General features: G+C 68.1%; 23 protein-coding genes. 17 read left to right on the top strand and 6 right to left on the bottom strand.

Annotated features, from left to right (window positions below; genetic code table 11):
• Positions 1–41: 41 nt before the first annotated feature.
• Positions 42–554 carry a M48 metallopeptidase family protein gene (locus tag ACUTAG_RS27985; RefSeq protein WP_035200971.1) on the top strand — a complete coding sequence of 171 codons (513 nt, stop codon included), beginning with the start codon at positions 42–44 and terminating at the stop codon, positions 552–554.
• A 77-nt stretch (positions 555–631) separates the two neighbouring features.
• On the opposite strand, the gene purF is transcribed toward ACUTAG_RS27985, so the two are convergent.
• The 4 genes from purF to folC all read right to left on the bottom strand — a co-directional run bounded on the left by purF (position 632) and on the right by folC (position 4,912).
• Positions 632–2,152, bottom strand: coding sequence for an amidophosphoribosyltransferase (purF, locus tag ACUTAG_RS27980; RefSeq protein WP_006385207.1), 1,521 nt, complete (start codon positions 2,150–2,152; stop codon positions 632–634).
• Positions 2,153–2,182: 30 nt separating this feature from the next.
• Positions 2,183–2,671: a CvpA family protein gene (locus ACUTAG_RS27975; protein ID WP_006385208.1), complete on the bottom strand. Its 489-nt coding sequence runs from the start codon at positions 2,669–2,671 to the stop codon at positions 2,183–2,185.
• Positions 2,671–3,510: an SPOR domain-containing protein gene (locus tag ACUTAG_RS27970; protein ID WP_020927369.1), complete on the bottom strand. Its 840-nt coding sequence runs from the start codon at positions 3,508–3,510 to the stop codon at positions 2,671–2,673. The genes ACUTAG_RS27975 and ACUTAG_RS27970 overlap by 1 nt, the downstream gene beginning before the upstream one ends.
• A 91-nt stretch (positions 3,511–3,601) precedes the next feature.
• Positions 3,602–4,912 (bottom strand): bifunctional tetrahydrofolate synthase/dihydrofolate synthase, encoded by a 1,311-nt coding sequence (gene folC, locus ACUTAG_RS27965; protein ID WP_024068643.1) that lies wholly within the window; start codon positions 4,910–4,912, stop codon positions 3,602–3,604.
• 163 nt (positions 4,913–5,075) lie between these two features.
• Between folC and ACUTAG_RS27960 the strand changes: the two genes are divergently transcribed.
• The 4 genes from ACUTAG_RS27960 (at position 5,076) to ACUTAG_RS27945 (ending at position 8,937) form a co-directional block, all read left to right on the top strand.
• A complete protein-coding gene (locus ACUTAG_RS27960) occupies positions 5,076–5,492 on the top strand; it encodes a cupin domain-containing protein (protein WP_026385329.1) in 417 nt (138 codons plus the stop codon).
• Positions 5,493–5,570: 78 nt separating this feature from the next.
• A complete protein-coding gene (locus tag ACUTAG_RS27955) occupies positions 5,571–6,542 on the top strand; it encodes a Bug family tripartite tricarboxylate transporter substrate binding protein (RefSeq protein ID WP_053500695.1) in 972 nt (323 codons plus the stop codon).
• Positions 6,539–7,771, top strand: a complete 1,233-nt coding sequence (locus ACUTAG_RS27950) for a CaiB/BaiF CoA transferase family protein (RefSeq protein ID WP_148319269.1) — start codon at positions 6,539–6,541, stop codon at positions 7,769–7,771. Before ACUTAG_RS27955 ends, ACUTAG_RS27950 begins: the two co-directional genes overlap by 4 nt.
• Entirely contained in the window at positions 7,771–8,937 is a 1,167-nt protein-coding gene (locus tag ACUTAG_RS27945) for an acyl-CoA dehydrogenase family protein (protein WP_006385213.1), read from the top strand. Before ACUTAG_RS27950 ends, ACUTAG_RS27945 begins: the two co-directional genes overlap by 1 nt.
• A 37-nt stretch (positions 8,938–8,974) precedes the next feature.
• On the opposite strand, the gene ACUTAG_RS27940 is transcribed toward ACUTAG_RS27945, so the two are convergent.
• On the bottom strand, positions 8,975–9,712 hold the full coding sequence (locus tag ACUTAG_RS27940) for an IclR family transcriptional regulator (protein WP_006385214.1): 738 nt from the start codon (positions 9,710–9,712) through the stop codon (positions 8,975–8,977).
• A 143-nt stretch (positions 9,713–9,855) separates the two neighbouring features.
• Between ACUTAG_RS27940 and ACUTAG_RS27935 the strand changes: the two genes are divergently transcribed.
• From ACUTAG_RS27935 to ACUTAG_RS27905, 7 genes are all read left to right on the top strand, one after another.
• Positions 9,856–10,233 (top strand): flagellar protein FlaG, encoded by a 378-nt coding sequence (locus tag ACUTAG_RS27935; protein WP_026385327.1) that lies wholly within the window; start codon positions 9,856–9,858, stop codon positions 10,231–10,233.
• 144 nt (positions 10,234–10,377) lie between these two features.
• Positions 10,378–11,766 (top strand): flagellar filament capping protein FliD, encoded by a 1,389-nt coding sequence (gene fliD, locus ACUTAG_RS27930; RefSeq protein ID WP_148319267.1) that lies wholly within the window; start codon positions 10,378–10,380, stop codon positions 11,764–11,766.
• Between the two features lie 18 nt (positions 11,767–11,784).
• The gene (fliS, locus tag ACUTAG_RS27925; protein ID WP_020927361.1) at positions 11,785–12,213 is read left to right on the top strand and encodes a flagellar export chaperone FliS; all 429 of its coding nucleotides are present in this window, start codon (positions 11,785–11,787) and stop codon (positions 12,211–12,213) included.
• Between the two features lie 48 nt (positions 12,214–12,261).
• Complete coding sequence (locus ACUTAG_RS27920) at positions 12,262–12,615, top strand: flagellar protein FliT (protein WP_006385218.1); 354 nt, start codon at positions 12,262–12,264, stop codon at positions 12,613–12,615.
• Complete coding sequence (fliK, locus tag ACUTAG_RS27915) at positions 12,612–13,970, top strand: flagellar hook-length control protein FliK (protein WP_148319265.1); 1,359 nt, start codon at positions 12,612–12,614, stop codon at positions 13,968–13,970. Before ACUTAG_RS27920 ends, fliK begins: the two co-directional genes overlap by 4 nt.
• On the top strand, positions 13,970–14,293 hold the full coding sequence (locus ACUTAG_RS27910) for an EscU/YscU/HrcU family type III secretion system export apparatus switch protein (RefSeq protein ID WP_006385221.1): 324 nt from the start codon (positions 13,970–13,972) through the stop codon (positions 14,291–14,293). Before fliK ends, ACUTAG_RS27910 begins: the two co-directional genes overlap by 1 nt.
• Before the next feature lie 11 nt (positions 14,294–14,304).
• Positions 14,305–15,102 (top strand): flagellar brake protein, encoded by a 798-nt coding sequence (locus tag ACUTAG_RS27905; protein WP_026385338.1) that lies wholly within the window; start codon positions 14,305–14,307, stop codon positions 15,100–15,102.
• Positions 15,103–15,238: 136 nt separating this feature from the next.
• Here ACUTAG_RS27905 and fliE read toward each other — a convergent pair whose 3' ends face one another.
• Positions 15,239–15,571 (bottom strand): flagellar hook-basal body complex protein FliE, encoded by a 333-nt coding sequence (gene fliE / locus ACUTAG_RS27900; RefSeq protein WP_006385223.1) that lies wholly within the window; start codon positions 15,569–15,571, stop codon positions 15,239–15,241.
• A gap of 348 nt (positions 15,572–15,919) precedes the next feature.
• Here fliE and fliF point away from each other — a divergent pair, with 348 nt between their 5' ends.
• The 5 genes from fliF to fliJ are packed head-to-tail and all read left to right on the top strand — an operon-like array spanning position 15,920 to position 21,246.
• Positions 15,920–17,596: a flagellar basal-body MS-ring/collar protein FliF gene (gene fliF, locus ACUTAG_RS27895; RefSeq protein ID WP_045953122.1), complete on the top strand. Its 1,677-nt coding sequence runs from the start codon at positions 15,920–15,922 to the stop codon at positions 17,594–17,596.
• Complete coding sequence (gene fliG / locus ACUTAG_RS27890) at positions 17,586–18,596, top strand: flagellar motor switch protein FliG (RefSeq protein ID WP_006385225.1); 1,011 nt, start codon at positions 17,586–17,588, stop codon at positions 18,594–18,596. The genes fliF and fliG overlap by 11 nt, the downstream gene beginning before the upstream one ends.
• Positions 18,589–19,332: a flagellar assembly protein FliH gene (gene fliH / locus ACUTAG_RS27885; protein ID WP_006385226.1), complete on the top strand. Its 744-nt coding sequence runs from the start codon at positions 18,589–18,591 to the stop codon at positions 19,330–19,332. Before fliG ends, fliH begins: the two co-directional genes overlap by 8 nt.
• Positions 19,329–20,804 carry a flagellar protein export ATPase FliI gene (fliI, locus tag ACUTAG_RS27880; protein WP_020927356.1) on the top strand — a complete coding sequence of 492 codons (1,476 nt, stop codon included), beginning with the start codon at positions 19,329–19,331 and terminating at the stop codon, positions 20,802–20,804. Before fliH ends, fliI begins: the two co-directional genes overlap by 4 nt.
• Complete coding sequence (fliJ, locus tag ACUTAG_RS27875) at positions 20,797–21,246, top strand: flagellar export protein FliJ (protein WP_006385228.1); 450 nt, start codon at positions 20,797–20,799, stop codon at positions 21,244–21,246. Before fliI ends, fliJ begins: the two co-directional genes overlap by 8 nt.
• Positions 21,247–21,260: the final 14 nt, after the last annotated feature.

Genomic DNA, 21,260 nt, shown 5'->3' with positions numbered 1-21,260 from the left:
AACGGAAAAATGGCCGGGCCCGCGCGGGCGGGCCTCGATCCATGCCTGACATCATGAAATACCTGACCGGCTATCCGGAAACGCTGCTGGCGCAGGCCCGCGCGCTGCTCGACCAGGGCAAGCTCGGGCCGGCGCTGCGCGCCCGCTATCCCGCCGGCGCGCACGACGTGCGCACCGACAAGGCGCTGTACGACTACGTGGTGGACCTGAAGAACACCTACATCCGCAACGGCGCGCCGCTCAGCAAGATTGCCTTCGACAGCAAGATCCACGTGATCCAGCATGCGCTGGGCCAGCACACCTTCATCTCGCGGGTGCAGGGCGGCAAGCTCAAGGCCAAGCACGAGATCCGCGTCGCCACGCTGTTCAAGGCGGTGCCGCGGGAATTCCTGAAGATGATCACGGTCCACGAACTGGCGCACCTGAAGGAAAAGGACCACAACAAGGCCTTCTACAACCTGTGCCGGTTGATGGAGCCGCAATACCACCAGTATGAGTTCGACCTGCGACTCTACCTGACCCATCTGGAGGCCACCGGCGAGAGCCTGTGGTGAAGCTCCCAGCCGCGCGAGCCGACGGACAAAAAAAAGCCGCTCCCCAGGGAGCGGCTTTTGCATGGGGCGCGTCGACTTCAGGCGTCGTTGGCGGCGTAGCCCATGTTGAATTGCAGGCCGCTGGCGCCTTCGCCGTCGCCCGACTCCGCGCGCGACTGGCCCAGGCGCGCCAGGTATTCCGCGGTGATGTCGCCGGTGATGTACTCGCCATCGAAGCACGACGCCTCGAAGCGCGACAGCTTCGGGTTGAGGTCGCGCACCGCCTGCTGCATGTCGTGCAGGTCCTGGTAGACCAGGCTGTCGGCGCCGATCGCGCGGGCGATCTCCTCGTCGCTGCGGCCGGTGGCGATCAGTTCGCTCTGCGTCGGCATGTCGATGCCGTAGACGTTGGGGAAGCGCACCGGAGGCGCGGCCGAGGCGAAGTACACCTTGTTGGCGCCGGCAGCGCGCGCCATGTCGACGATCTCGCGGCTGGTGGTGCCGCGCACGATGGAGTCGTCCACCAGCAGCACGTTCTTGCCCTTGAACTCCATGCCGATGGCGTTGAGCTTCTGCCGCACCGATTTACGGCGCACGGCCTGGCCGGGCATGATGAAGGTGCGGCCGACGTAGCGGTTCTTGATCAGGCCTTCGCGGTAGTCCAGATTCAGGCGGGCGGCCAACTGCATGGCAGCCGGGCGCGAGGAATCGGGAATCGGCATGACCACGTCGATGTCGCCCAGGCGCATGTTGCGCGCGACCTTGTCGGCCAGGTATTCACCCATGCGCAGGCGCGCGTCGTACACCGACACGCCGTCGATCAGCGAATCGGGGCGGGCGAAGTAGACGTATTCGAAAATGCAGGGCACCAGCTGCGGATTGTCGGCGCACTGGCGGCTGACGAAACGGCCGTCCAGGTCGACGAACACCGCTTCGCCCGGCTCGACGTCGCGCACGAAGGCGAAGCCGCTGCCTTCCAGCGCCACCGATTCCGACGCCACCATCCACTCGACGCCTTCGTCGGTTTCCTGGCGGCCGATGCACAGCGGACGGATGCCGTTGGGATCGCGGAACGCCAGCAGGCCGTAGCCCGAAATCTGCGCCACCACCGCGTAGGCGCCGCGCACGCGCTTGTGCACGGCGGCGACGGCGCGGAACATCGCGTCGTCGTCGAGCGAGACGCCGCTGGCGGCCGACTGCAGCTCGTGGGCCAGCACGTTCAGCAGCACTTCCGAGTCGGAATTGGTGTTGATGTGGCGGCGGTCGACGCGGTAGAGCGACTCACGCAGCTCGCGCCAGTTGGTCAGGTTGCCGTTGTGGGCGAACATGATGCCGAACGGCGCGTTGACGTAGAACGGCTGGGCCTCTTCCTCGCTGGCGCTGGAGCCGGCGGTGGGATAGCGCACCTGGCCCACGCCCGAGGTACCCGGCAAGGCGCGCATGTTGCGCGTGCGGAATACGTCGCGCACCAGGCCATGCGCCTTGTACATATTGAACTGGTTGCCTTGCGACGTCGCGATGCCCGCGGCGTCCTGCCCGCGATGCTGCAACAGCAGCAAGCTGTCATAGAGCAGCTGGTTGACCGGCCCGCGCCCGATGACCCCTACGATTCCACACATGGTGAGATTTCCTGGTTGATGTAAAGCCAATCAATACGGCAGCCACGTCGCCAGGGATGGCGGCAGCCACGTCTTGATATGTTTGATGGCCTCGATGGCCGAATGCGAAAACATGGCGTCCTGCCACCACGGCTCCTGCGGCAGCGGCGTGTAGCCGGCGGCGGCGACCAGCGCCAGCACGATCAGCAGACCCCGGGCCAGCCCGAACATGCCGCCCAGGCCGTGATCGGCCGGGCTCAGTCCGGTGCTGCGGATCAAGGCGGCAAGCGTCATGTTGACCAACCCCACGCCGAGCAGCACGATAATGAAGACCACCGCGTACGAGACACCCATGCGCAGCAGCGTTGTTTCGATATAGGGCTCCAGCCAGGTATAGACCGTGGGCCCCCACCAGATCGCGGCCACGAAGGCCAGCAGATACGCGACCAGCGACAGCACTTCCTTGAGCAGGCCGCGCACCAGGCCCAGCACACCCGATACCACCAGGATGGCCAGCACGACGAAGTCGAAGCCGGTCACTACTGGGCGGCAATGAAACCGTTGTCATAGCCCAGGGTGCGCAACCGCGCCTGGGCCGCCTGCGCCGCCTCGCGCGAGGGGAACGGCCCCACCCGCAGACGGTACTGCTGCTTGCCTCCGATGGAAGCCTGCTCGACGAATGCGTTGGTCACCCCGGCCTGGTGCAGCTTGCTGCGCCGCGACTGGGCGTCCTCGGACGTGGTGTAGGCCGCGATCTGCAGCACGAAATTGCCCTTGGCGGCCTGCGGCTTGGGGGCCGGCGTGGCGGCGGGCGCCGAGCGGCCTTCCAGCAACGCCAGGGCGCGGGCGCCGTCATCCGAACGGGTCTCGGGCTTGGGCGTGGCCGGCTTGGGCTCGGGCTTGGGTTCCGGCTTGGGCGGCGTGGCCGGCTGCGTGCGCGGCGGCGTGGTGGCGGCGACCTGCGGCGGCGTGGCCGCGGGCGGCGTCGCGGCCGGCGGGGTGGCAGTGGCGGGCGGCGTGGTGGCCTGCGGCTGCGCCGAGGTGACCGGCGGCGGCGTCTGGACGGCGGCCGGATCGGTGGGCGCGGCGCCCGGGGCCGGCGTGGCGGCGGGCGCGGTGGCCTGCGGTTCGCTCACTTGCGGCTGGAACGGCGTGTTGCGCTCCGGCACCTTGATGGGAATGTTGTCGGCAACGGGCACCGGCTGCGAGTCCAGCACCATGGGCAGGATGATGACGGCGGCCAGCACCAGCGCGATGGCGCCGGCCAGCCGGCGCCGGGCGCGCCCGCGCAATTCCGCCGCCTGGACCTCGCTGGGCACCGCCGCTCGCTTGGAGGGCTGCGCCTGGTCGGCAGGATCTTTGCGTTTGAAAAAACCCATGGGAGAGAATTCCTTGCGGCGCCTTGCGGCGGGGCGGGTATGGCGGCGGACCGCCACGACGCTGCACCCGGTTTTGCTATGCCGCTTCTACCTACGCCTTGCGACCCAGAGACTGCAAAACCGAGGCCACGGTGAGAAATGATCCGAACACCACGATTCTATCATTCTCGCCCGCCCGTTCACGCGCCGCGGCGAAGGCCTGGGCGGGATCCGCGTAGGCCGAGACACCCGGCGCCTCGGCCCCGGCGGGCGCCGCCGGCAGCGCGGCAGCCACCTGCTCGGCCAGGCGTTCGCCCGTGCCGCCGCGCGGCCCCGGCAAGCCGGCGCAGAACCAGTGGTCGACCCGGGTGCCGAGCTTGGCCAGCACACCGGCCAGGTCCTTGTCGTTGAGCATGCCGAACACCGCATAGGTGTAGGGATGGAAACCCATGTTGTCCAGGTTCTGGGCCAGCACGGCGGCGGCGTGGGGGTTGTGGGCGACGTCCAGGATCACGGTGGGCTGGCCCGGCAGGATCTGGAACCGGCCCGGCAACGAGGCCTGCAGCAGCCCCTGGCGCACCGCCTGCTGCGGCACCGGCAGGCGGTCGCGCACCGATTCCAGCGCGGCCAGCGCGGCCGACGCGTTCAGCAGCTGGTTGGCGCCACGCAGCGCCGGATAGGCCAGCGCGCTGCGGCGCTGTTCGCGCCCGCCATAGGCCCATTGCTGGCGATCGCCCGAATAGTTGTAGTCGCGGCCGAACAGCCACAGGTCGGCGCCGATCTGCTCGACATGGTCCAGCAGCGATTGCGGCGGCACCGGGTCGGCGCACACGGCGGGCCGGCCGGGACGGTAGATATGGGCCTTCTCGAAGCCGATCTTCTCGCGCGTGTCGCCGAGATAGTCGATGTGGTCCAGGTCGACGCTGGTGACGACGGCACAGTCGGCATCGACGATATTGACCGCGTCCAGGCGGCCGCCCAGGCCGACTTCCAGCACCACGGCGTCCAGCCGCGATTGCGAGAACAGGCGCAGGATCGCCAGCGTGGTGAATTCGAAGTACGTCAGCGAAGTGTCGCCGCGGGCGGCCTCGACCGCGGTGAACTGTTCGATCAGGGCCTCGTCCGAGGCGATCTGGCCGTTGACACGGGCGCGTTCGTTGAAATCGATGAGGTGCGGCGAGGTGTACAGGCCGACCTTGTAGCCCGCGGCCAGCAGGATGGCCTCGAGCATGGCGCAGGTCGAGCCCTTGCCGTTGGTGCCGCCGACCACGAACTTCACGCCGGGCAGTTCCAGGTTCATGCGCGCCGCCACTTCCCGCACGCGCTCCAGGCCCATGTCGATCGCGACGGCGTGGATGGATTCCAGGTACTGGAGCCAATCGGACAGGGAGGCGCCGGCGGCAGGCTTGAGGGCAGAAGGCATGACGGGATCGCAAAGGTGGACAGCCCGTGATTTTAGCAGCGCGTGCCCGGTGTTTTCCCTAATCCCCCAGGGCGCGGCACGGGTTCTCCGGGAAAAACCGCTTGCCGATGTTTTTCTCATACGTAAAAATAAATTCACATATGAGAATTCAAAAGGAAGGAACATGACGCAGCAGAAGACCCCGGCCTGGCTGGTCCGCGAAGCCGATGTGCCCGGCTACCACCCGGCCAACCACACCGGCACCCTGAACCGCCGCCTGATCGGTCCCGACACCGTGGGCGCGCGCGGCGTGGAGGTGCTGCTGGGGGTGATCGACAAGGGCAAGGGGGCACTGCCGCACGCCCACCCCGGCATCGAGCAGGTCTGTTACCTGCTTTCCGGCACGGCCCGCGCCCAGGTCCAGGACGAATGGGCCGACATGGGGCCGGGCGATTGCTGCTACTTCCCGCCGGACATCCCGCATGTGTTCACCGTCACCAGCGACGAGCCGGCGCGGTTGCTGGTGATCTACACGCCGCCCTACGAAGAATCGCCCGACCGCGTCATCCGCGGTTTTCCCGCGCCCGCAACCGGCGCCTGAGGCGCCGGGGCCACCGGCATCCCCGGGCAGCGGCCGCAGAAGCCGCGCCCGGTTTCCCACCATCTGGAGAGACAAACCATGCAACTTCACCGCCTGTTGCGCGCCGCCCTGCTCGGCGGCGCCAGCCTGCTGGCCTTGCCCGCGGCCCATGCCGCGGACTATCCGAACAAACCCATCACGCTGATCGTGCCGTTCCCGGCCGGCTCGGGCACCGACGCCGTCGGGCGCATCTTTGGCGCCGAGCTGTCGACCATCCTGGGACAGCAGATCGTGGTCGAGAACAAGCCCGGCGCCAACGCCACCATCGCCGCCAGCTACGTCGCGCGCGCCAAGCCGGACGGCTACACGCTGTTCGTCACCACCAACACCTCGCACTCGGCCGCGCCCTGGCTGATGAAGAACATTCCCTACGACCCGGTCAAGGACTTCACGCCCATCGCGCGCGGCGGCAACCTGCCCTTCATCCTGGTGGCCAACCCCAAGCGGCCCTGGAAGACCGTGGCCGACCTGGTGGCCGATGCGCGCCAGCACCCGGGCCGCATTACCTACGCCAGCGGCAACAGCACCGGCATCGTGGCCGGCGCCACGCTGGCCAACCGCGCCAGGATCGACATCCTGCACGTGCCCTACAAGGGCACGCCGCAAGGCCTGACCGACGTGGTCGGGGGCCAGGTCGACTTCATGTTCACCGACCTGGCATCCGGCCTGCCGTTCGTGCAATCGGGCCAGTTGCGGGCGCTGGCGGTGTCCACCGCCGAGCGCAGCGCCATCGTGCCGGACCTGCCGTCCATGGCGGAGTCGGGCGTGCAGGATTTCGACCTGAATTCCTGGAACGGCTACTTCGGTCCGGCCGGCATGCCGCCCGAAGTGGTGGCCAGGCTCAACGACGCCATCAAACAGGTAGTGGCCAAGCCCGACGTGCGCAAGCGCCTGGCCGGCCTGGGCTTTGACGCCTTCTCCAGTTCGCCCGAGGCCTTCGCCCAGTTCGTCAGCGAGCAGCGCGACCTGTGGGGCAAGCTGATCCGCGACGCGGGGATCGAGCAGCAATGACGACGCCCCACGCAACGCCCCCGCAGGCCGCCGGCCCCCTCGCCGGCGTGCGCATCCTGGACCTGAGCTCGGTCGTGATGGGTCCCTACGCCACCCAGGTGCTGGCCGACCTGGGCGCGGACGTCATCAAGGTGGAGTCGCCGGCGGGTGACAACATGCGCGCCGTCGGCCCCATGCGCAACCCGGGCATGGGGCACCTGTACCTGCACCTGAACCGCAACAAGCGGTCGGTGGTACTGGACCTGAAGACGCCCGAGGGCCGCGAGGCCTGCCTGCGACTGGCCGAAAGTTGCGACGCCCTGCTCTACAACATCCGCCCCCGGGCCATGGCGCGCCTGGGCCTGTCGTACGAGGCGGTGGCCGCGCGCAACCCGCGCATCGTCTACCTGGGCGCCTACGGCTTCGGCGAGACCGGCCCCTACGCCGGCCGCCCGGCCTACGACGACCTGATCCAGGGCCAGACCGGCATCGCCGCGCTGTCCGCGCAGCAAAGCGGCGACGTGCCGCGCTATGCGCCGCTGACGCTGGCGGACCGCGCGGTCGGCCTGCACGTGGGCATCGCCCTGGTCTCGGCGGTCCTTCACGCCCGCGCCAGCGGCCAGGGCCAACAGGTTGAAATCCCCATGTTCGAAGGCATGGCCCACCTGGTGCTGGGCGACCACCTGGGCGGCGCGACCTTCGAACCGCCGCTGGGCCCCACCGGCTATGCGCGGCTGCTGGCGCCGCACCGCCGCCCGTACGCCACGGCCGACGGCTACATCTGCCTGCTGATCTACAACGACAAGCACTGGCGCAACTTCTTTGCCCTGATCGGCCAGCCCGAACTGGGCCAGGACCCGCGCTTCCACACCCACGGCGCGCGCGCGGCGCACATCGACGAGGTCTACGCCTTCGTCGCCGACGTGATCCGCACCCGTCCCAGCCAGGACTGGCTGCGGGACCTGGCGCAAGCCGACATCCCCGCCTCGCAGCTCTACACGGTCGACGACCTGCTGGGGGACGAACACCTGGCGGCCACCGGCTTCGTGCAGCAGCAGGACCACCCCACCGAAGGCCGCCTGCGCACCCCCGCCCCCCTTGGCCGCTACCATGGCACGCCGACCGCCATCCGCCGCCCGGCGCCCACGCTGGGCCAGCACAGCCGCGAAGTGCTGGCCGAGGCCGGCTACGACGACGCGGCCATCGACGCCCTCTTCTCCCATCGCATCACCCAGGACGGAACCCACTGATGGACTTCGAATTCACCCCCGACCAACTGGCCCTGCGCGACGCCGTGTCGCGCATCTGCGAACGCTATCCCGACGACTACTGGCTGGAACGCGACCGCGAGGGCGGTTTCCCCGAGCCGCTGCACGCCGACCTGGCGCGCGACGGCTGGCTCGGCATCGCCATGCCGCAGGAGCACGGCGGCGCCGGCCTGGGCATGACCGAGGCCGCCCTGATGATGCAGACCATTGCCGCCTCGGGCGCCGGCTTCACCGGCGCCTCGGCCGTGCACATGAACATCTTCGGCCTGAACCCGGTGGTGGTGTTCGGCAACGACGAGCAGCGCGCCCGCTGGTTGCCGCCGCTGATCTCGGGCCGCGAGAAGGCCTGCTTCGCCGTGACCGAGCCCGATGCCGGCCTGGACACCACCAAACTCGGCACCCGCGCCGTGCGCCAGGGCGACGAATACGTGGTGCATGGCCGCAAGATCTGGATCTCGACCGCCCAGGTGGCCGACAAGATGCTGCTGCTGGCGCGCACCACGCCGCTGGCGGACGTGGCCAAGCCGACCCAGGGGCTGTCGCTGTTCTATACGGACCTGGACCGGGCCAAGGTCGAGGTGCGCGAGATCGAGAAGATGGGCCGCAAGGCGGTGGACTCGAACATGCTGTTCATCGATGGCCTGCGGATTCCGGTCGCCGACCGCATCGGCGAGGAAGGCCGCGGCTTCGAATACATCCTGCACGGCCTGAATCCGGAACGCATCCTGATCGCCGCCGAGGCGGTCGGCATCGGCCGCGCCGCCCTGGAGCGGGCGGTGCGTTATGCCGGCGAGCGCAAGGTGTTCGGCCGGCCGATCGGCCAGAACCAGGGCATCCAGCATCCGCTGGCGCAGGCCTGGATGCAGTTGGAGGCGGCCGACCTGATGGTATTCAAGGCCGCCAGCCTGTACGACGCCGGCCAGCCCTGCGGCCCCGCCGCCAACGCCGCCAAGTACCTGGCGGCCGAAGCCGGCTACAACGCCTGCCAGACGGCGGTGATGACACTGGGCGGCATGGGCTACGCCAAGGAATACCACGTGGAACGGCTGCTGCGCGAAAGCTTCATTCCGCGCATCGCGCCGGTCAGCCCGCAGCTGATCATGTGCTTCATCGCGGAAAAAGTGCTGGGGCTGCCGAAGTCCTATTGAACCCGCGCCCGTTCGAGCCGGCCGGCCACGGCCGGGCTCAGGATTGCTGTTCCAGCCCGGTGCAGGCCGAGCGCAGAATGCGGGCGTATTCCTCCTGGCACGGCTCGATCCGGTAGATCGGGCCGCCCACCGAGATGGCGTAGTGCTCGCCCGACAGCGTCACCGGCCAGGCGATGGCCCCGACATCGGGAATCGATTCGCCGCTGTTCATGAACCAGCCGCGCTGGCGCGACCGGTCGATGTCCTGCAATACCGCGTCGCGGGTGACCAACGTGCGCTCGTTGTAGCGCGTCAGCGGCGTGGCCGCCAGGAGCGCGTCGCGGGCCGGCTCGTCCATCAGCGACATGAGCGCTTTTCCCAGCGAATTGGCGTGTACGTCCTTGAACTCGCCGGCAACCGGCGCGTATCGGATCGTATGGGGCGAGTCCAGCACATCCAGGTAGACCACCCGGCCGTCCTGCGCCAGCTTGGCGAACACGACGGTTTCGCGGGTCGCGTCGCGCAGCTCGACCAGGCTGGGGTAGACCCGGTCCAGCACCGGATCGGCGCGGGCGATGCGCTGCGCCATCGCCAGCAGGCGGCCGGTCGGATAGTACCCCTGGCGGCGGCCGGTTTCATAGAGATAGCCCAGCCCGGTCAGGGTGCGGATCAGCGCCAGGCAGCTGGATACCGGCACGTCCAGCAGCCGGGCCAGTTCCGACAGGGGCAATGCGCGCTTCTCCCGGGCGTAGGTTTCGATGATTTCTATGACTCGCAACGCCGTCTTGACACTCATTGCCCGATCCCAACTTGTTAGCACATGAAACATCCGTCCGCGCCCGGGCCTAAAGTTCCCTGCGGGACTGCCGTAATCGTAGCTGAGAATTCCCTGAAAACAGCGCGTTCCTCCGAGACGCCCACATCGCCGTTGGAGTGATCATGGCCGTAACCCCCTTAGCCCCCGCTACGTTCGCGCCGACGCCGGTCGCGCCCGTGCCGGTCGCCGTCGATCCGTCGGTCACCGTCGCGCCGCCGGTCGCCGGCAGCCAGAGCGGCGGCGCCGACACCGCCACGTCGGAGCAGTCGACTTCCCAGAAGCTGCCCCTGGATAAGGCGCTCGATGAAATCAACGAGCAAATGAAGGCCTGGTCCACCCAGCTGCAGTTCGAGGTCGACCCCGACGTGCATCAGGTGGTGGTGTCCGTGGTGGACGCCGAATCAGGGGACGTCATACGCACCATCCCGAGTGAAGCCGTGCTGAAGATCGCCAAAATGATCGTCAACATGCAAGGAAACGGCATCAAAACCACGGCTTGATATGGCACCCGATATTTTCTGCTGTGCCCGTTTTGGCGCCAATCGATGATGGAAGCATCGAATTAGGCCTGCCTTATGCCCTTACCCGGCCAATCGCCGGCACCCTATTTTTGACAGAATCGCATCGCTAGGAAGGAATTTCACATGGCCTCTATCACTAACCTCGGTTCGGTTTCCGGCTTGCCCCTGGAAAAGATCCTGTCTGACCTGCAGACCGCCGAGGACAAGAAGCTCTCGATCTACACCACGCGCGCGCAAAGCTACAAGACCCGCATCGATGCCTACGCGCAGCTGCAAAGCGCGCTGGAAGCCCTGCAGAAGTCGGCTGGCGTGCTGGGCAAGACCGAGACCATGGCCGCCATCAAGGGCAGCGTCACCGGCGGCACCGCCTTGACGGCCACCGTGGCCGCCGAGGGCGCCGTCGCGGGCGAGTACACCATCACCGTGAACAACCTGGCCCGTGCCCAGAGCCTGCAATCGGGCGCCGTGGCCGACCGCACCGCCAAGCACGGCGACACTGGCTCGTTCGAGATCGAACTGGCCGACGGCACCAAGCGCACCATCGACCTGAAGGGCGACACCTCGCTCAACGGCATCGTCAAGGCCATCAACGCCGACGACAAGTCGGGCCTGCGCGCCACCGTCATCAACGATGGCAACGGCAACAACTACCTGATGCTGACGGCCAAGGACACCGGCGTCCAGGCCTCGGTCAAAAACATCACCGTCACCGGCGACCAGTCGCTCAAGGACATCCTGTCCTTCAGCACCGCCGCCGACGGCACCACCACCGGCATGGCCAACACCAAGGCCGAAGACGCCGAAGTGGTCATCAACGGCATCACGGTCAAAAGCGGTTCGAACAACGTGTCCAAGGCCATCGACGGCGTCACGCTGAACCTGACCGAAAAGACCGAGGCCGGCAAGCCGATCACGCTCAAGCTCGAATCCGACACCTCGGTCGCCAACAAGGCTATCCAGGACTTCGTCAAGACCTACAACGCGCTGCAGACGACCATCAAGAACCTGACGGCCTTCGACGCCAAGGCCGCCACCAACCAGCCGCTGACCGGCGACGGCACCACGCGCTCGATCCAGTCGTCCGTCACCAGCGCGCTGCAGGCAGTGCTGGGCGAAGGCACCGTCCGCTCGCTAGCCGACCTCGGCATCACCACCGATCCGCAGACGCGCCAGCTCAAGCTCGACCAGACCAAGCTGGACAAGGCGCTGACCGGCAACCCGGCCGACGTCACCAAGCTGCTGACCGGCGAACACGGCGTGGCCAAGAACTTCGAAGCCGCCTTCAAGGACGTGTTGGGCAGTACCGGCTCGCTGAAGACGCGCACCGACGGCCTGGCCAAGACGATGAGCGACCTGGACGCCCAGCAAAAGCGCGCCAAGGCCGCCAGCGACGCGGAAATCGACCAGATGCGCACGCGTTTCGTGGCGCTGGACAAGTTCTACATGCAGATGCAGACCACCGCCAACTACCTGACCCAACAATTTGCGGCGATGAACAAATCGAGCAAATAACCTGTAGAAGATGCATTAATGACTTACGCCGCCCGCCGCCCCACAGGGTCTCAATCCGTCCGCTCCTACGCCGATATCGGCCTGGAAACCCAGGTGCTGAGCGCGAGTCCCGAGCGGCTGATCACCCTGCTGTACCTGGGCGCCCGGGCAGCGATCGGGCAAGCACGCATCCACCTGCAGGAAGGTCGGGTCGCCGAGCGCGGCGCGGCTATCTCGAAAGCGATCAAGATCGTCGATGAAGGCTTGAAGACCGGGTTGAACATGGAGGCCGGCGGCGACATCGCCGCCAACCTCGCCCGGCTCTACGATTACATCGTCCGCACCCTGCTGACGGCAAATCTGAAAGCGGATACCGAGCAACTCGATATCGCCGACCGCCTCCTGGCGGACCTGGCCGAGGCTTGGCAGACCTCCATCGACCGACCGGCTGGCATAGCGCAGCCCTGATGGCCCAGAAACACAAATCCAGCCAGCCATCGAACGCCCGAGATTTCCATGACGTCCCTTACCCAGTACTCATCCCCCATTCTGGAACACTACCAGGAGATCGCTCTCATCACGGGCGAGATGTTGACGGCCGCCCAGGCCGGCGACTGGGATACGGCGATGGCCCACGGGCAGCAATACTGCGAGCTGGTAGAACGCCTGCGGATCGCGGAACCGACCGCGCCGCTGGATGAGGCCGGCCGCGCCATGAAATACGACCTGCTGGTGCGCATCCTGGAAAACGACGCCATGACGCGTGACCTGGCGCTGCCGCAACTGGCCCGGCTGGGCGAACTGCTGGGCCGCATGAAGCGCCAGCAGACCCTGCTCTCGGCCTACGGCTACCAGGCGCCTGAAGCATGAGCGTAGGTCCCGCGGCACTCGGCAATGTCCTAGTGCAGCGGTTGGACGCCGTGCTTGGCACGACGATGTCCGCCGCCAGCGCCAACCAGGTGTCCGGCGCGCGGCCGGATGCGGTCAGCCAGCCAGGCAACCTGGACAAGCCCGGCTCGGCCGACGGCTCCAATCGCGACCCCCGGCAAGGCATCCAGACCGGCGGCGCCCGCGGCGATCGTCCGGCCACCGTCATCGATGCCAAGACCGCGGCCGCCCTGGCGCTGGCCGCGCGCGGCCTGGTCACCAGCAGCGACACCACCGCCTCGGCGCCCACCACCCTCGGCACCACCGCACGCGCGATCCTCGCCCTGCTGGCCCAGTACCCCGAAGCCGCGCCCGCCGTGCAAGGCCGCGCCCCCCTCTGGACGGCGCCCCCCTCTGCGCAACCGACCGGCGCGCCGGCCCAGCAGGCCGGCCAACCCGCCAGCCAGCCGGGAGCCCCCGGACAACCCACGGCCGCCCCCGCTGCCGGACAGGCGGCAGCGCCCGCGCCTGCCCCCACCACCGCGGCGGCACTGGCCGCGGCTGCCGCGGCCGGTGCCGACCCCGCCGCCGAGACGCCGTCCACCAACCGGCCCGCGCGCCCAGCCGGATCGGCCGAAGGCGCCACCGGCGCCAGGAACGCCGAAGCCACGACCCACGCCACCCTGGCTCCTGGCGCGCCGTCGGCCAAGATCCTGGGCCAGGCGTTACGCGCCGCGTTGCAGACCAGCGGCCTGTTCTACGAATCGCACCTGACCGACCTGGTCTTTGGCCGCAGCAACCCGTCCCAGCTGCAGCAGGAACCCCAGGCCCGGCTGACTCGCAGCGGAGTCCCCACGGACGCGGATACCGCGCGTCCGCGCGCCGAGCCCCAGGCCGGCGGCGGCCGCGCCGGCGACGCCAACGCTGCGCCCGGCAACACCAATGCCCCGGCGCCCGGCACCCCGGTCAGCGGCATCCACCAGGACCTCACCCTGCTGGTGCGCCAGCAACTGGACGTGCTCGCCAACCAGGCCCTGACCTGGCAAGGCGAGGCCTGGCCCGGCACGCCGATGGAATGGGAGGTGGAGCGCGACCCCTACGGCGGCGATCCGGAATCGGCGGTGTCCACCTGGGCGACCCGCCTGAAACTCGATCTGCCGCGGCTGGGCCTGGTGGACGCGCGCTTGAACCTGGCCGGCGACCAGATCGTGCTGCAACTGGTCGCGCCCCATAGCGCCGCCGAAATCAACGACTCCTCTGACCAGCTGCGCTCACGCCTGCTGGCTGCCGGCCTCACGCTCAGCCACCTGGTGGTGAACGTGGTGGACCCGCGTCCCGTCATACCCGCGGATATCTGATGCGCACCGCTCCGCCCCCCGAACAGGGCCCCAACGCCAACCGCAACGCCGCAGTCGCCATCTCGTATGACGACAAGGACGCCGCCCCGCGGGTGGTGGCCAAGGGCTACGGCCAGCTGGCCGACACCATCGTGCGCGCCGCCGAAGAGAACGGGCTGTACGTGCACGAATCGCGTGAACTCGTCGGCCTGCTGATGCAGGTGGACCTGGACGCGCATATTCCTCCCCAACTCTACGTGGCGGTGGCAGAATTGCTGGCCTGGCTCTATCGCCTCGAATCGCGCGAACTCCCCGAAGCCGCGCCGCCCGCCCCCACTCTCTAAGGACAAGCACCGTGTTGGACGCCAGCGATCCGGAATTCCTGCTCACCCGGCCGGAAGACATGCGCGCCGCCCTCTTCGAACTGACGCACCCCGACAGCCACATCCTGGTGCGCGACGCCGCGGACCGCGAAATGGCCGTGCTGGTGCTGGGGGCGGACAAGCAGACGCGGCAGTTCTTCTGGCGTCCGCGCGACTATGCCGGCGCCGATTTCGAGCAGTCGGACAGCATGGGCCTGCTGAGCGGCACCACCTTCCATTTCAACGCCACCGCCTATGGCGGCGTACAGATCCGCTTCCGGGTCGCGCGCCCGGAGGTCATCCACTTCGATGACGGCAGCGCGGCGCTGATGTCGCCCTTCCCCGACCGCCTGGCGCGCATCCAGCGCCGCAAGATGTTCCGGGCCTCGCTGGTCTCCAGCGCCAGCCGCTGCCACGCCTCGTGGCGTCCGGAGCCCGCCGCGAAACCCATCAGTTTCTCGGTGCGCGACATTTCGGTGGATGGCGTCGGCCTGCGGGTGGAACTGGCGGTGCCGACGTTGCCGCAACGCGGCGCGGTACTCGAGGACGTGCAGCTCGACTTCGGCGAGCTGGGCAAGCTCAACGCGAACCTCGAAGTGCGCAATGTATATCCGGTGTCGGGCCAGCCCATGATCCAGGCCGCCAGTCCGGACGAACCCGCGCCAACCCATGTGTCGCTGACCGGCGAGCCGCCCCTGAGCCATGTGGGCGCGGTGTTCCTGAACCTGGATGCGCGGCAGGAAAACTGGCTGCAGCAGGTGGTCTGGCGCCTGGAGAAAAACGCCCGATAGGCGCACTGCAAGCCAGGAGCGCCGCCGGACGGTGGATTGTGCCGGAACGGCTGAAGATGCGGCGGATCCACCGCCGCTGGCGGATCCGCTTGGCGGGGTTGCGGCATGATCCGCCGCCCCGCAGTCCTGCCCGTGGTTACACGGCCATCGACGAGATTTCCTTGTAGGCCGCAACCAGCTTGTTGCGCACCTGCACGGCCGTCTGGAAGCCGATGCTGGCCTTCTGCAGGTCGATCATGACATCGTTGAGCGAGACGTCCGGCGCGCCCAGTTCGAAGGCCTTGGCCTGCGCGGTGGCGGCGTTCTGCGCCGAGGTGACGCGACGGATGGAACGCTGCAGTTCGGCGGCGAAACCATCGGGCTGGGCCACGGCTTCGCCCGCGGCGAGATTGCCGGTTTCCGCCTTGGTCACCGCCACGCGCATCTGCTGGAGCATGCTCTCGATGCCGGACAAGCCTGATACAGCCATTACGTTATTCCTTGCTGGTAGGACGAGGGACTACGCCCAGGATGGATGCAGCGTAACCCGGCATCGTACGCGCCATAGCGCCTAAAAGCCGCCAAAACACCCGATATTTCCGCGAATGCGGCAAGCCCGCCGGCACGCTCCGCGAGCCGCTCCGGGGGGCCGGCGCGCCCGCTTGTCGACATAGGGGATAAGTAACGCCAAAAAACCGCTGTTTTCGACGATTGGGTTTGCTAACTCAGCAGCAATAATCCAGGCTCTCCCCAGACCAGAAGCACGTTGCATGTGTAATCTGCCCTACCCGAACATGAAGTCATTTTCCCTGCTCCGCGAAGCCAGCGGGAGCCGCCAATGAATCAGCAGGCTACCCTGAGCGCGTCGCTTCTGGCGAAGTTTCCCGTGTTGGAAAAGATACGCGCCCTGCCCAAGCCGGTGCTGCTTGGCGCGGCCGCCGCGCTGGTCGCGCTGATCGTCGCCGTGGCGATGTGGAGCAGCGAGCCCAAGTACAAGGTGCTGTTCTCGAACCTGGACGACCGCGACGGCGGCGCCATCGTGACGGCCCTGGGCACCATGAACGTGCCCTACAAGTACAACGACACCGGCACCGCCCTGCTGGTGCCGGCCGACCGCGTCTACGACGCCCGCCTGCAGCTGGCCTCGCAAGGCCTGCCGCGCGGCGGCTCGGTCGGCTTCGAACTGATGGACAACGCCCGTTTCGGCGCCAGCCAGTTCGCCGAGCAGATCAACTACCAGCGCGGCCTGGAAGGCGAGCTGGCGCGCTCGATCGAATCCATGCACACCGTGCAGCACGCCCGCGTGCACCTGGCCATGCCGCGCCAGTCGCTGTTCGTGCGTGAACGCCAGCCGCCGACCGCCTCGGTGCTGCTGAACGTCTACCCCGGCCGCAGCCTGAGCGATGCCCAGGTCTCGGCCATTTCCTGGCTGGTCGCCTCCAGCGTGCCGGAACTGACCGCCGAAAACGTCTCGATCGTCGACCAGAACGGCCGCCTGCTGTCCGCCCCCACTGGCGAAGGCCGGGGCATGGACGCCGACCAGATGCGCATGGTCCGCGAGACCGAGCAGCGCACCGTCGAACGCATCCTCACCATCCTCAATCCGCTGGTCGGCCCGGGCAACGTGCACGCTCAGGCCAGCGCCGAAATGGACTTCTCGCGCCGCGAGGAAACGTCAGAGGTCTACCGCCCCAACCAGGAGCCCGGCCAGGCCGCCATCCGCAGCCAGCAGACCAGCGAATCGAACCAGCGCGGCATCAACCCGGCCCAGGGCGTGCCCGGCGCGCTGTCCAACCAGCCTCCGGCCAACGCCCAGGCGCCGATCGCCAATCCGCCACAGACCCAACCGCCCCGCCCCGGCCAGCCGCAGCAGCAGGGCCAGCAGCAACAGCAACAGACCACCACCGGCGCCGGCGCCCAGGGCGCCGGCGGCACCGTCAGCGATCGCCGCGACGCCACCACCAACTACGAAGTCGACCGCACCATCAGCCACATCAAGCAGCCTGTCGGCATGCTCAAGCGCCTGTCGGTGGCCGTGGTGGTCAATTACGTGCGCGACAAGGACGGCGAACCCCAGGCCTTGCCGCCCGAGGAACTGAGCAAGCTCACCAACCTGGTGCGCGAGGCGATGGGCTACTCCGAAAGCCGTGGCGATTCGCTGAACCTGGTCAACAGCCAGTTCAACGACGGCCCGCCGGCCGTGCCGATGTGGCGCGATCCGGAAATGATCTCGCTGTTCAAGACCATCCTGGCCTGGCTGGTGGGTGGCGTGCTGGCCCTGTGGCTGTACCGCAAGGTCCGCCGCTCGGTGGGCGACTACCTGTACCCGCCGGTCGATCCCGAAGTGGCCGAGGCCGAGCGCATCGAAGCCCAGCGCGAGGCCCAGGACCTGGCCCGCGCCAAGGAAACCGACCGTTACCAGGACAACCTGGAACGCGCCCGCACGATGGCGAACAAGGATCCGCGCGCCGTCGCGATGGTCCTGCGCACCTGGATGACCAAAGATGAAAAATGATTCCAAGCCCATGGACGGCATGACGCGCAGCGCCGTCCTGATGATGTCGCTGGGTGAAGACGCCGCGGCCGAGGTCTTCAAGTACCTCACCGCCCGCGAAGTCCAGCAGGTCGGCGCCGCCATGGCCAGCCTCAAGCAGGTCACCCGCAACGACGTGGCCGTGGTGCTGGAGGAATTCCGGCAGGAAGCCGACCAGTTCATGGCCGTCACGCTGGGTTCGGACGACTACATCCGCACCGTGCTGACCAAGGCGCTGGGCAGCGACCGCGCCGCCGGCCTGATCGAAGACATCCTGGAAGCCGGCGAAGGCGGCAGCGGCATCGACGCCCTGAACTGGCTCGATCCGCATACCGTGGCCGAGCTGATCGGCGACGAACACCCGCAGATCATCGCCACCATCCTGGTGCACCTGGAACGCGACCGCGCCGCCGGCGTGCTGGCGCTGCTGACCGACCGCCTGCGCAACGACGTCATGCTGCGTATCGCTACCTTCGGCGGCGTGCAGCCCGCGGCCCTGTCGGAACTGACCGAAGTGCTCAATTCCGTGCTGGCCGGCCAGGGCGCCAAGCGCAGCAAGATGGGTGGCGTGCGCACCGCGGCCGAGATTCTCAACATGATGAATTCGGCCGAAGAGGAAACCGTGGTCGCCAGCCTGCGCGAACGCGACAACGACCTGGCGCAGAAGATCATCGACGAGATGTTCGTGTTCGACAACCTGCTCGACATCGAAGACCGCGCGATCCAGCTCATCCTCAAGGAAATCGACAACGACACGCTCATGGTCGCGCTCAAGGGCGCCCAGGAAGAACTGCGCGCCAAGTTCCTGCGCAACATGTCCAGCCGCGCCGCCGAGATGCTGCGCGAGGACCTGGAAGCGCAAGGCCCGATCCGCATGTCGAAGGTCGAGACCGAGCAGAAGAAGATCCTGCAGATCGCCCGCCGCCTGGCCGAGAGCGGCCAGATCGTGCTGGGCAACTCCGGAGACGACGCGTATGTCTGAAGCGGATACCGGCCAGTCGACGCTCATCTCGCGCAGTGCCGCCTGGCGGCGCTGGCAGATGCTGTCGTTCGACGAGCCGCCGCCCGTCGAAGTCGAACCCGAGCCCGAACCCGACCCGGGCCCCGACCCGGAAGTGGTGATGGCCCAGCTGCGCGCCCAGGCCATCGCCGAAGGCCGCGAGGAAGGCTACGCGCAGGGCCATGCCGCCGGCCTGGAAGCCGGTCGCGCCGAAGGCCATGAAGCGGGCCTGGCCGCCGGCCGCGAAGCCGGCTACGCCGAGGGCCTGGCCCAGGCACGCGAACAAGGCGCGCAGGAAGCGCAACACCTGCACGCGCTGGTGCAGGCCTGCGCCGAATCGGTCGGCTCGCTGGAAGAAAAGATGGGCCAGAGCCTGCTGACGCTGGCCCTGGACATCGCCCAGCAAGTCGTGCGCACCACCCTGGCCGAACAGCCCGAGACCGTCGCCAGCGCCGTGCGCGAAGTGCTGCACATCAATCCCACCGCCGGCGGCCAGATGCGCCTGTGGGCCAACCCCGCCGACATCGAGCTGATCCGCCTGCACCTGGCCGACGAGCTCAAGGAAGGCCACTGGCGCGTGCTGGCCGACGAATCCATCGCCCGCGGCGGCTGCCGCGCCGAGACGCCGTTCGGCGACATCGACGCCACCCTGCAGACCCGCTGGCGCCGCGTCGCGGCCTCGCTGGGCCGCAACGTCAACTGGGAGGAGCCGGCGTGAGCGCCAATCCGGCCCCCGCGCAGCCCGGCCAACCGGCCGTGCCCGTGATCGACCGCTGGCAGACGCAGCTGCAGATCGGTTCGATCCGCGCCGCCTCGACCGACCCCTGGCTGGTCAGCGGCAAGATCACGCGCGCCACGGGCCTGGTGCTGCACGCCACCGGACTGCGCCTGCCCGTGGGGGCCGCCGCCCGCATCGAGATCGCGCGCGGCCACGACCACTGGGCCGATGCCGAAGTGGTCGGCTTCGACGGCCACACCCTCTACCTGATGCCGCAGGCCGACATTTCCGGCCTGCCGCCCGGCGCCCGCGTGGTGCCCGGCGAACCGCCGGTGCAGCGCCAGATCCCGCTGCCGCGCAAGGCCGAGCTGAACGGCAACGCCAAGCCGCAGCTGGGCCGCCACCTGCCGGTGGGCAACGCCCTGCTCGGCCGCGTGCTGGATGGCGCCGGCCGGCCGCTGGACGGCCTGGGCCCGCTGACCGGCGCCGAACTGGCGCCGCTCTCGGCCCAGCCGATCAATCCGCTGTCGCGTGCCCCGATCGACACCGTGCTCGATACCGGCGTGCGCGCCATCAACGGCCTGCTCACCGTCGGCCGCGGCCAGCGCATGGGCCTGTTCGCCGGCTCCGGCGTGGGCAAGAGCGTGCTGCTGGGCATGATGGCCCGCTACACCAAGGCCGACATCATCGTGGTCGGCCTGATCGGCGAACGGGGCCGCGAAGTCAAGGAATTCATCGAGCACAACCTGGGCCCGGAAGGCCTGGCGCGCTCGGTGGTGGTGGCCGCCCCGGCCGACGTCTCGGCGCTGCTGCGCCTGCAGGGCGCGGCCTACGCCACGCGCCTGGCGGAACACTTCCGCGACCAGGGCCTGGACGTGCTGCTGATCATGGATTCGCTCACCCGCTACGCCATGGCGCAACGCGAAATCGCGCTGGCCATCGGCGAGCCGCCCGCCACCAAGGGCTATCCGCCTTCGGTGTTCGCCAAGCTGCCGACCCTGGTCGAACGCGCCGGCATGGGCGCGCCCGGCCCGAACGGCAAGGCCGGCTCGATCACCGCGTTCTATACCGTGCTGGCCGAAGGCGATGACCAGCAGGACCCGATCGCCGACTCGGCCCGTGCCATCCTGGACGGCCACGTGGTGCTGTCGCGCCACCTGGCCGAAGCCGGCCACTACCCCGCCATCGACATCGAGGCGTCGATCTCGCGCGCCATGACCTCGCTGATCACGCCGCAACAGTTCTCGGTGGTGCGCCGCTTCAAGCAGACGCTGTCGCGCTACCAGCGCAACCGCGACCTGATCGCCGTGGGCGCCTACGCCGCCGGCAATGACCCGCAGCTGGACGATGCCATCGCGCGCTACCCGCGCCTGGAAGCCTTCCTGCAACAGGATATCGGCGAAAACGTCGGCTACGAGGATGCGGTGGAACAACTGCGCGCCAGTTTCGAATTGAGGGATACCTATGCCTAGCCAATTGCCCCTGGACATGCTGATCAACCTGGCCAAGGAAAGCACGGACGAAGCCGCGCGCCTGCTGGGCCGGCTCAGCACCGAGCGCACCAATGCCGAACGCCAGCTCGGCATGTTGCAGGACTACCGCCAGGACTACCTCGAACGCCTGCAGCAGGCCATGACGACCGGCATGTCGGCCAGCGACTGCCACAACTACCAGCGCTTCATCGGCACCCTGGACGATGCCATCGGCCAGCAGCAGAACGTGCTGCGCCAGGCCGACGAGAACCTGGCCAAGGGCCGTCTGTACTGGCAGCAGGAAAAGCGCAAGCTCAACTCGTACGACGCCCTGGCGCAGCGTGAATTGCGCGCCCAGGCCGTGGTGGAATCGCGCCGCGAGCAGCGCGCCAACGACGAATACTCCGCCCGCCTGGTCCAGCGCCAGGCTGGAATGCATTAATTGCCCACAGGAAG

This window comes from Achromobacter sp. CSND-B12, assembly GCF_052906545.1.
This window is presented reverse-complemented; position numbering and strand designations above follow the sequence as displayed.

What these genes read in the sequence shown, in the direction of transcription:
- ACUTAG_RS27985 (WP_035200971.1), top strand. Translation starts at nt 42, where the DNA reads ATGCCTGACATCATGAAATACCTGACCGGCTATCCGGAAACGCTGCTG.
- purF (WP_006385207.1), bottom strand. Translation starts at nt 2,152, where the DNA reads ATGTGTGGAATCGTAGGGGTCATCGGGCGCGGGCCGGTCAACCAGCTG.
- ACUTAG_RS27970 (WP_020927369.1), bottom strand. Translation starts at nt 3,510, where the DNA reads ATGGGTTTTTTCAAACGCAAAGATCCTGCCGACCAGGCGCAGCCCTCC.
- folC (WP_024068643.1), bottom strand. Translation starts at nt 4,912, where the DNA reads ATGCCTTCTGCCCTCAAGCCTGCCGCCGGCGCCTCCCTGTCCGATTGG.
- ACUTAG_RS27960 (WP_026385329.1), top strand. Translation starts at nt 5,076, where the DNA reads ATGACGCAGCAGAAGACCCCGGCCTGGCTGGTCCGCGAAGCCGATGTG.
- ACUTAG_RS27955 (WP_053500695.1), top strand. Translation starts at nt 5,571, where the DNA reads ATGCAACTTCACCGCCTGTTGCGCGCCGCCCTGCTCGGCGGCGCCAGC.
- ACUTAG_RS27950 (WP_148319269.1), top strand. Translation starts at nt 6,539, where the DNA reads ATGACGACGCCCCACGCAACGCCCCCGCAGGCCGCCGGCCCCCTCGCC.
- ACUTAG_RS27945 (WP_006385213.1), top strand. Translation starts at nt 7,771, where the DNA reads ATGGACTTCGAATTCACCCCCGACCAACTGGCCCTGCGCGACGCCGTG.
- ACUTAG_RS27940 (WP_006385214.1), bottom strand. Translation starts at nt 9,712, where the DNA reads ATGAGTGTCAAGACGGCGTTGCGAGTCATAGAAATCATCGAAACCTAC.
- ACUTAG_RS27935 (WP_026385327.1), top strand. Translation starts at nt 9,856, where the DNA reads ATGGCCGTAACCCCCTTAGCCCCCGCTACGTTCGCGCCGACGCCGGTC.
- fliD (WP_148319267.1), top strand. Translation starts at nt 10,378, where the DNA reads ATGGCCTCTATCACTAACCTCGGTTCGGTTTCCGGCTTGCCCCTGGAA.
- fliS (WP_020927361.1), top strand. Translation starts at nt 11,785, where the DNA reads ATGACTTACGCCGCCCGCCGCCCCACAGGGTCTCAATCCGTCCGCTCC.
- ACUTAG_RS27920 (WP_006385218.1), top strand. Translation starts at nt 12,262, where the DNA reads ATGACGTCCCTTACCCAGTACTCATCCCCCATTCTGGAACACTACCAG.
- fliK (WP_148319265.1), top strand. Translation starts at nt 12,612, where the DNA reads ATGAGCGTAGGTCCCGCGGCACTCGGCAATGTCCTAGTGCAGCGGTTG.
- ACUTAG_RS27910 (WP_006385221.1), top strand. Translation starts at nt 13,970, where the DNA reads ATGCGCACCGCTCCGCCCCCCGAACAGGGCCCCAACGCCAACCGCAAC.
- fliE (WP_006385223.1), bottom strand. Translation starts at nt 15,571, where the DNA reads ATGGCTGTATCAGGCTTGTCCGGCATCGAGAGCATGCTCCAGCAGATG.
- fliF (WP_045953122.1), top strand. Translation starts at nt 15,920, where the DNA reads ATGAATCAGCAGGCTACCCTGAGCGCGTCGCTTCTGGCGAAGTTTCCC.
- fliG (WP_006385225.1), top strand. Translation starts at nt 17,586, where the DNA reads ATGAAAAATGATTCCAAGCCCATGGACGGCATGACGCGCAGCGCCGTC.
- fliH (WP_006385226.1), top strand. Translation starts at nt 18,589, where the DNA reads ATGTCTGAAGCGGATACCGGCCAGTCGACGCTCATCTCGCGCAGTGCC.
- fliJ (WP_006385228.1), top strand. Translation starts at nt 20,797, where the DNA reads ATGCCTAGCCAATTGCCCCTGGACATGCTGATCAACCTGGCCAAGGAA.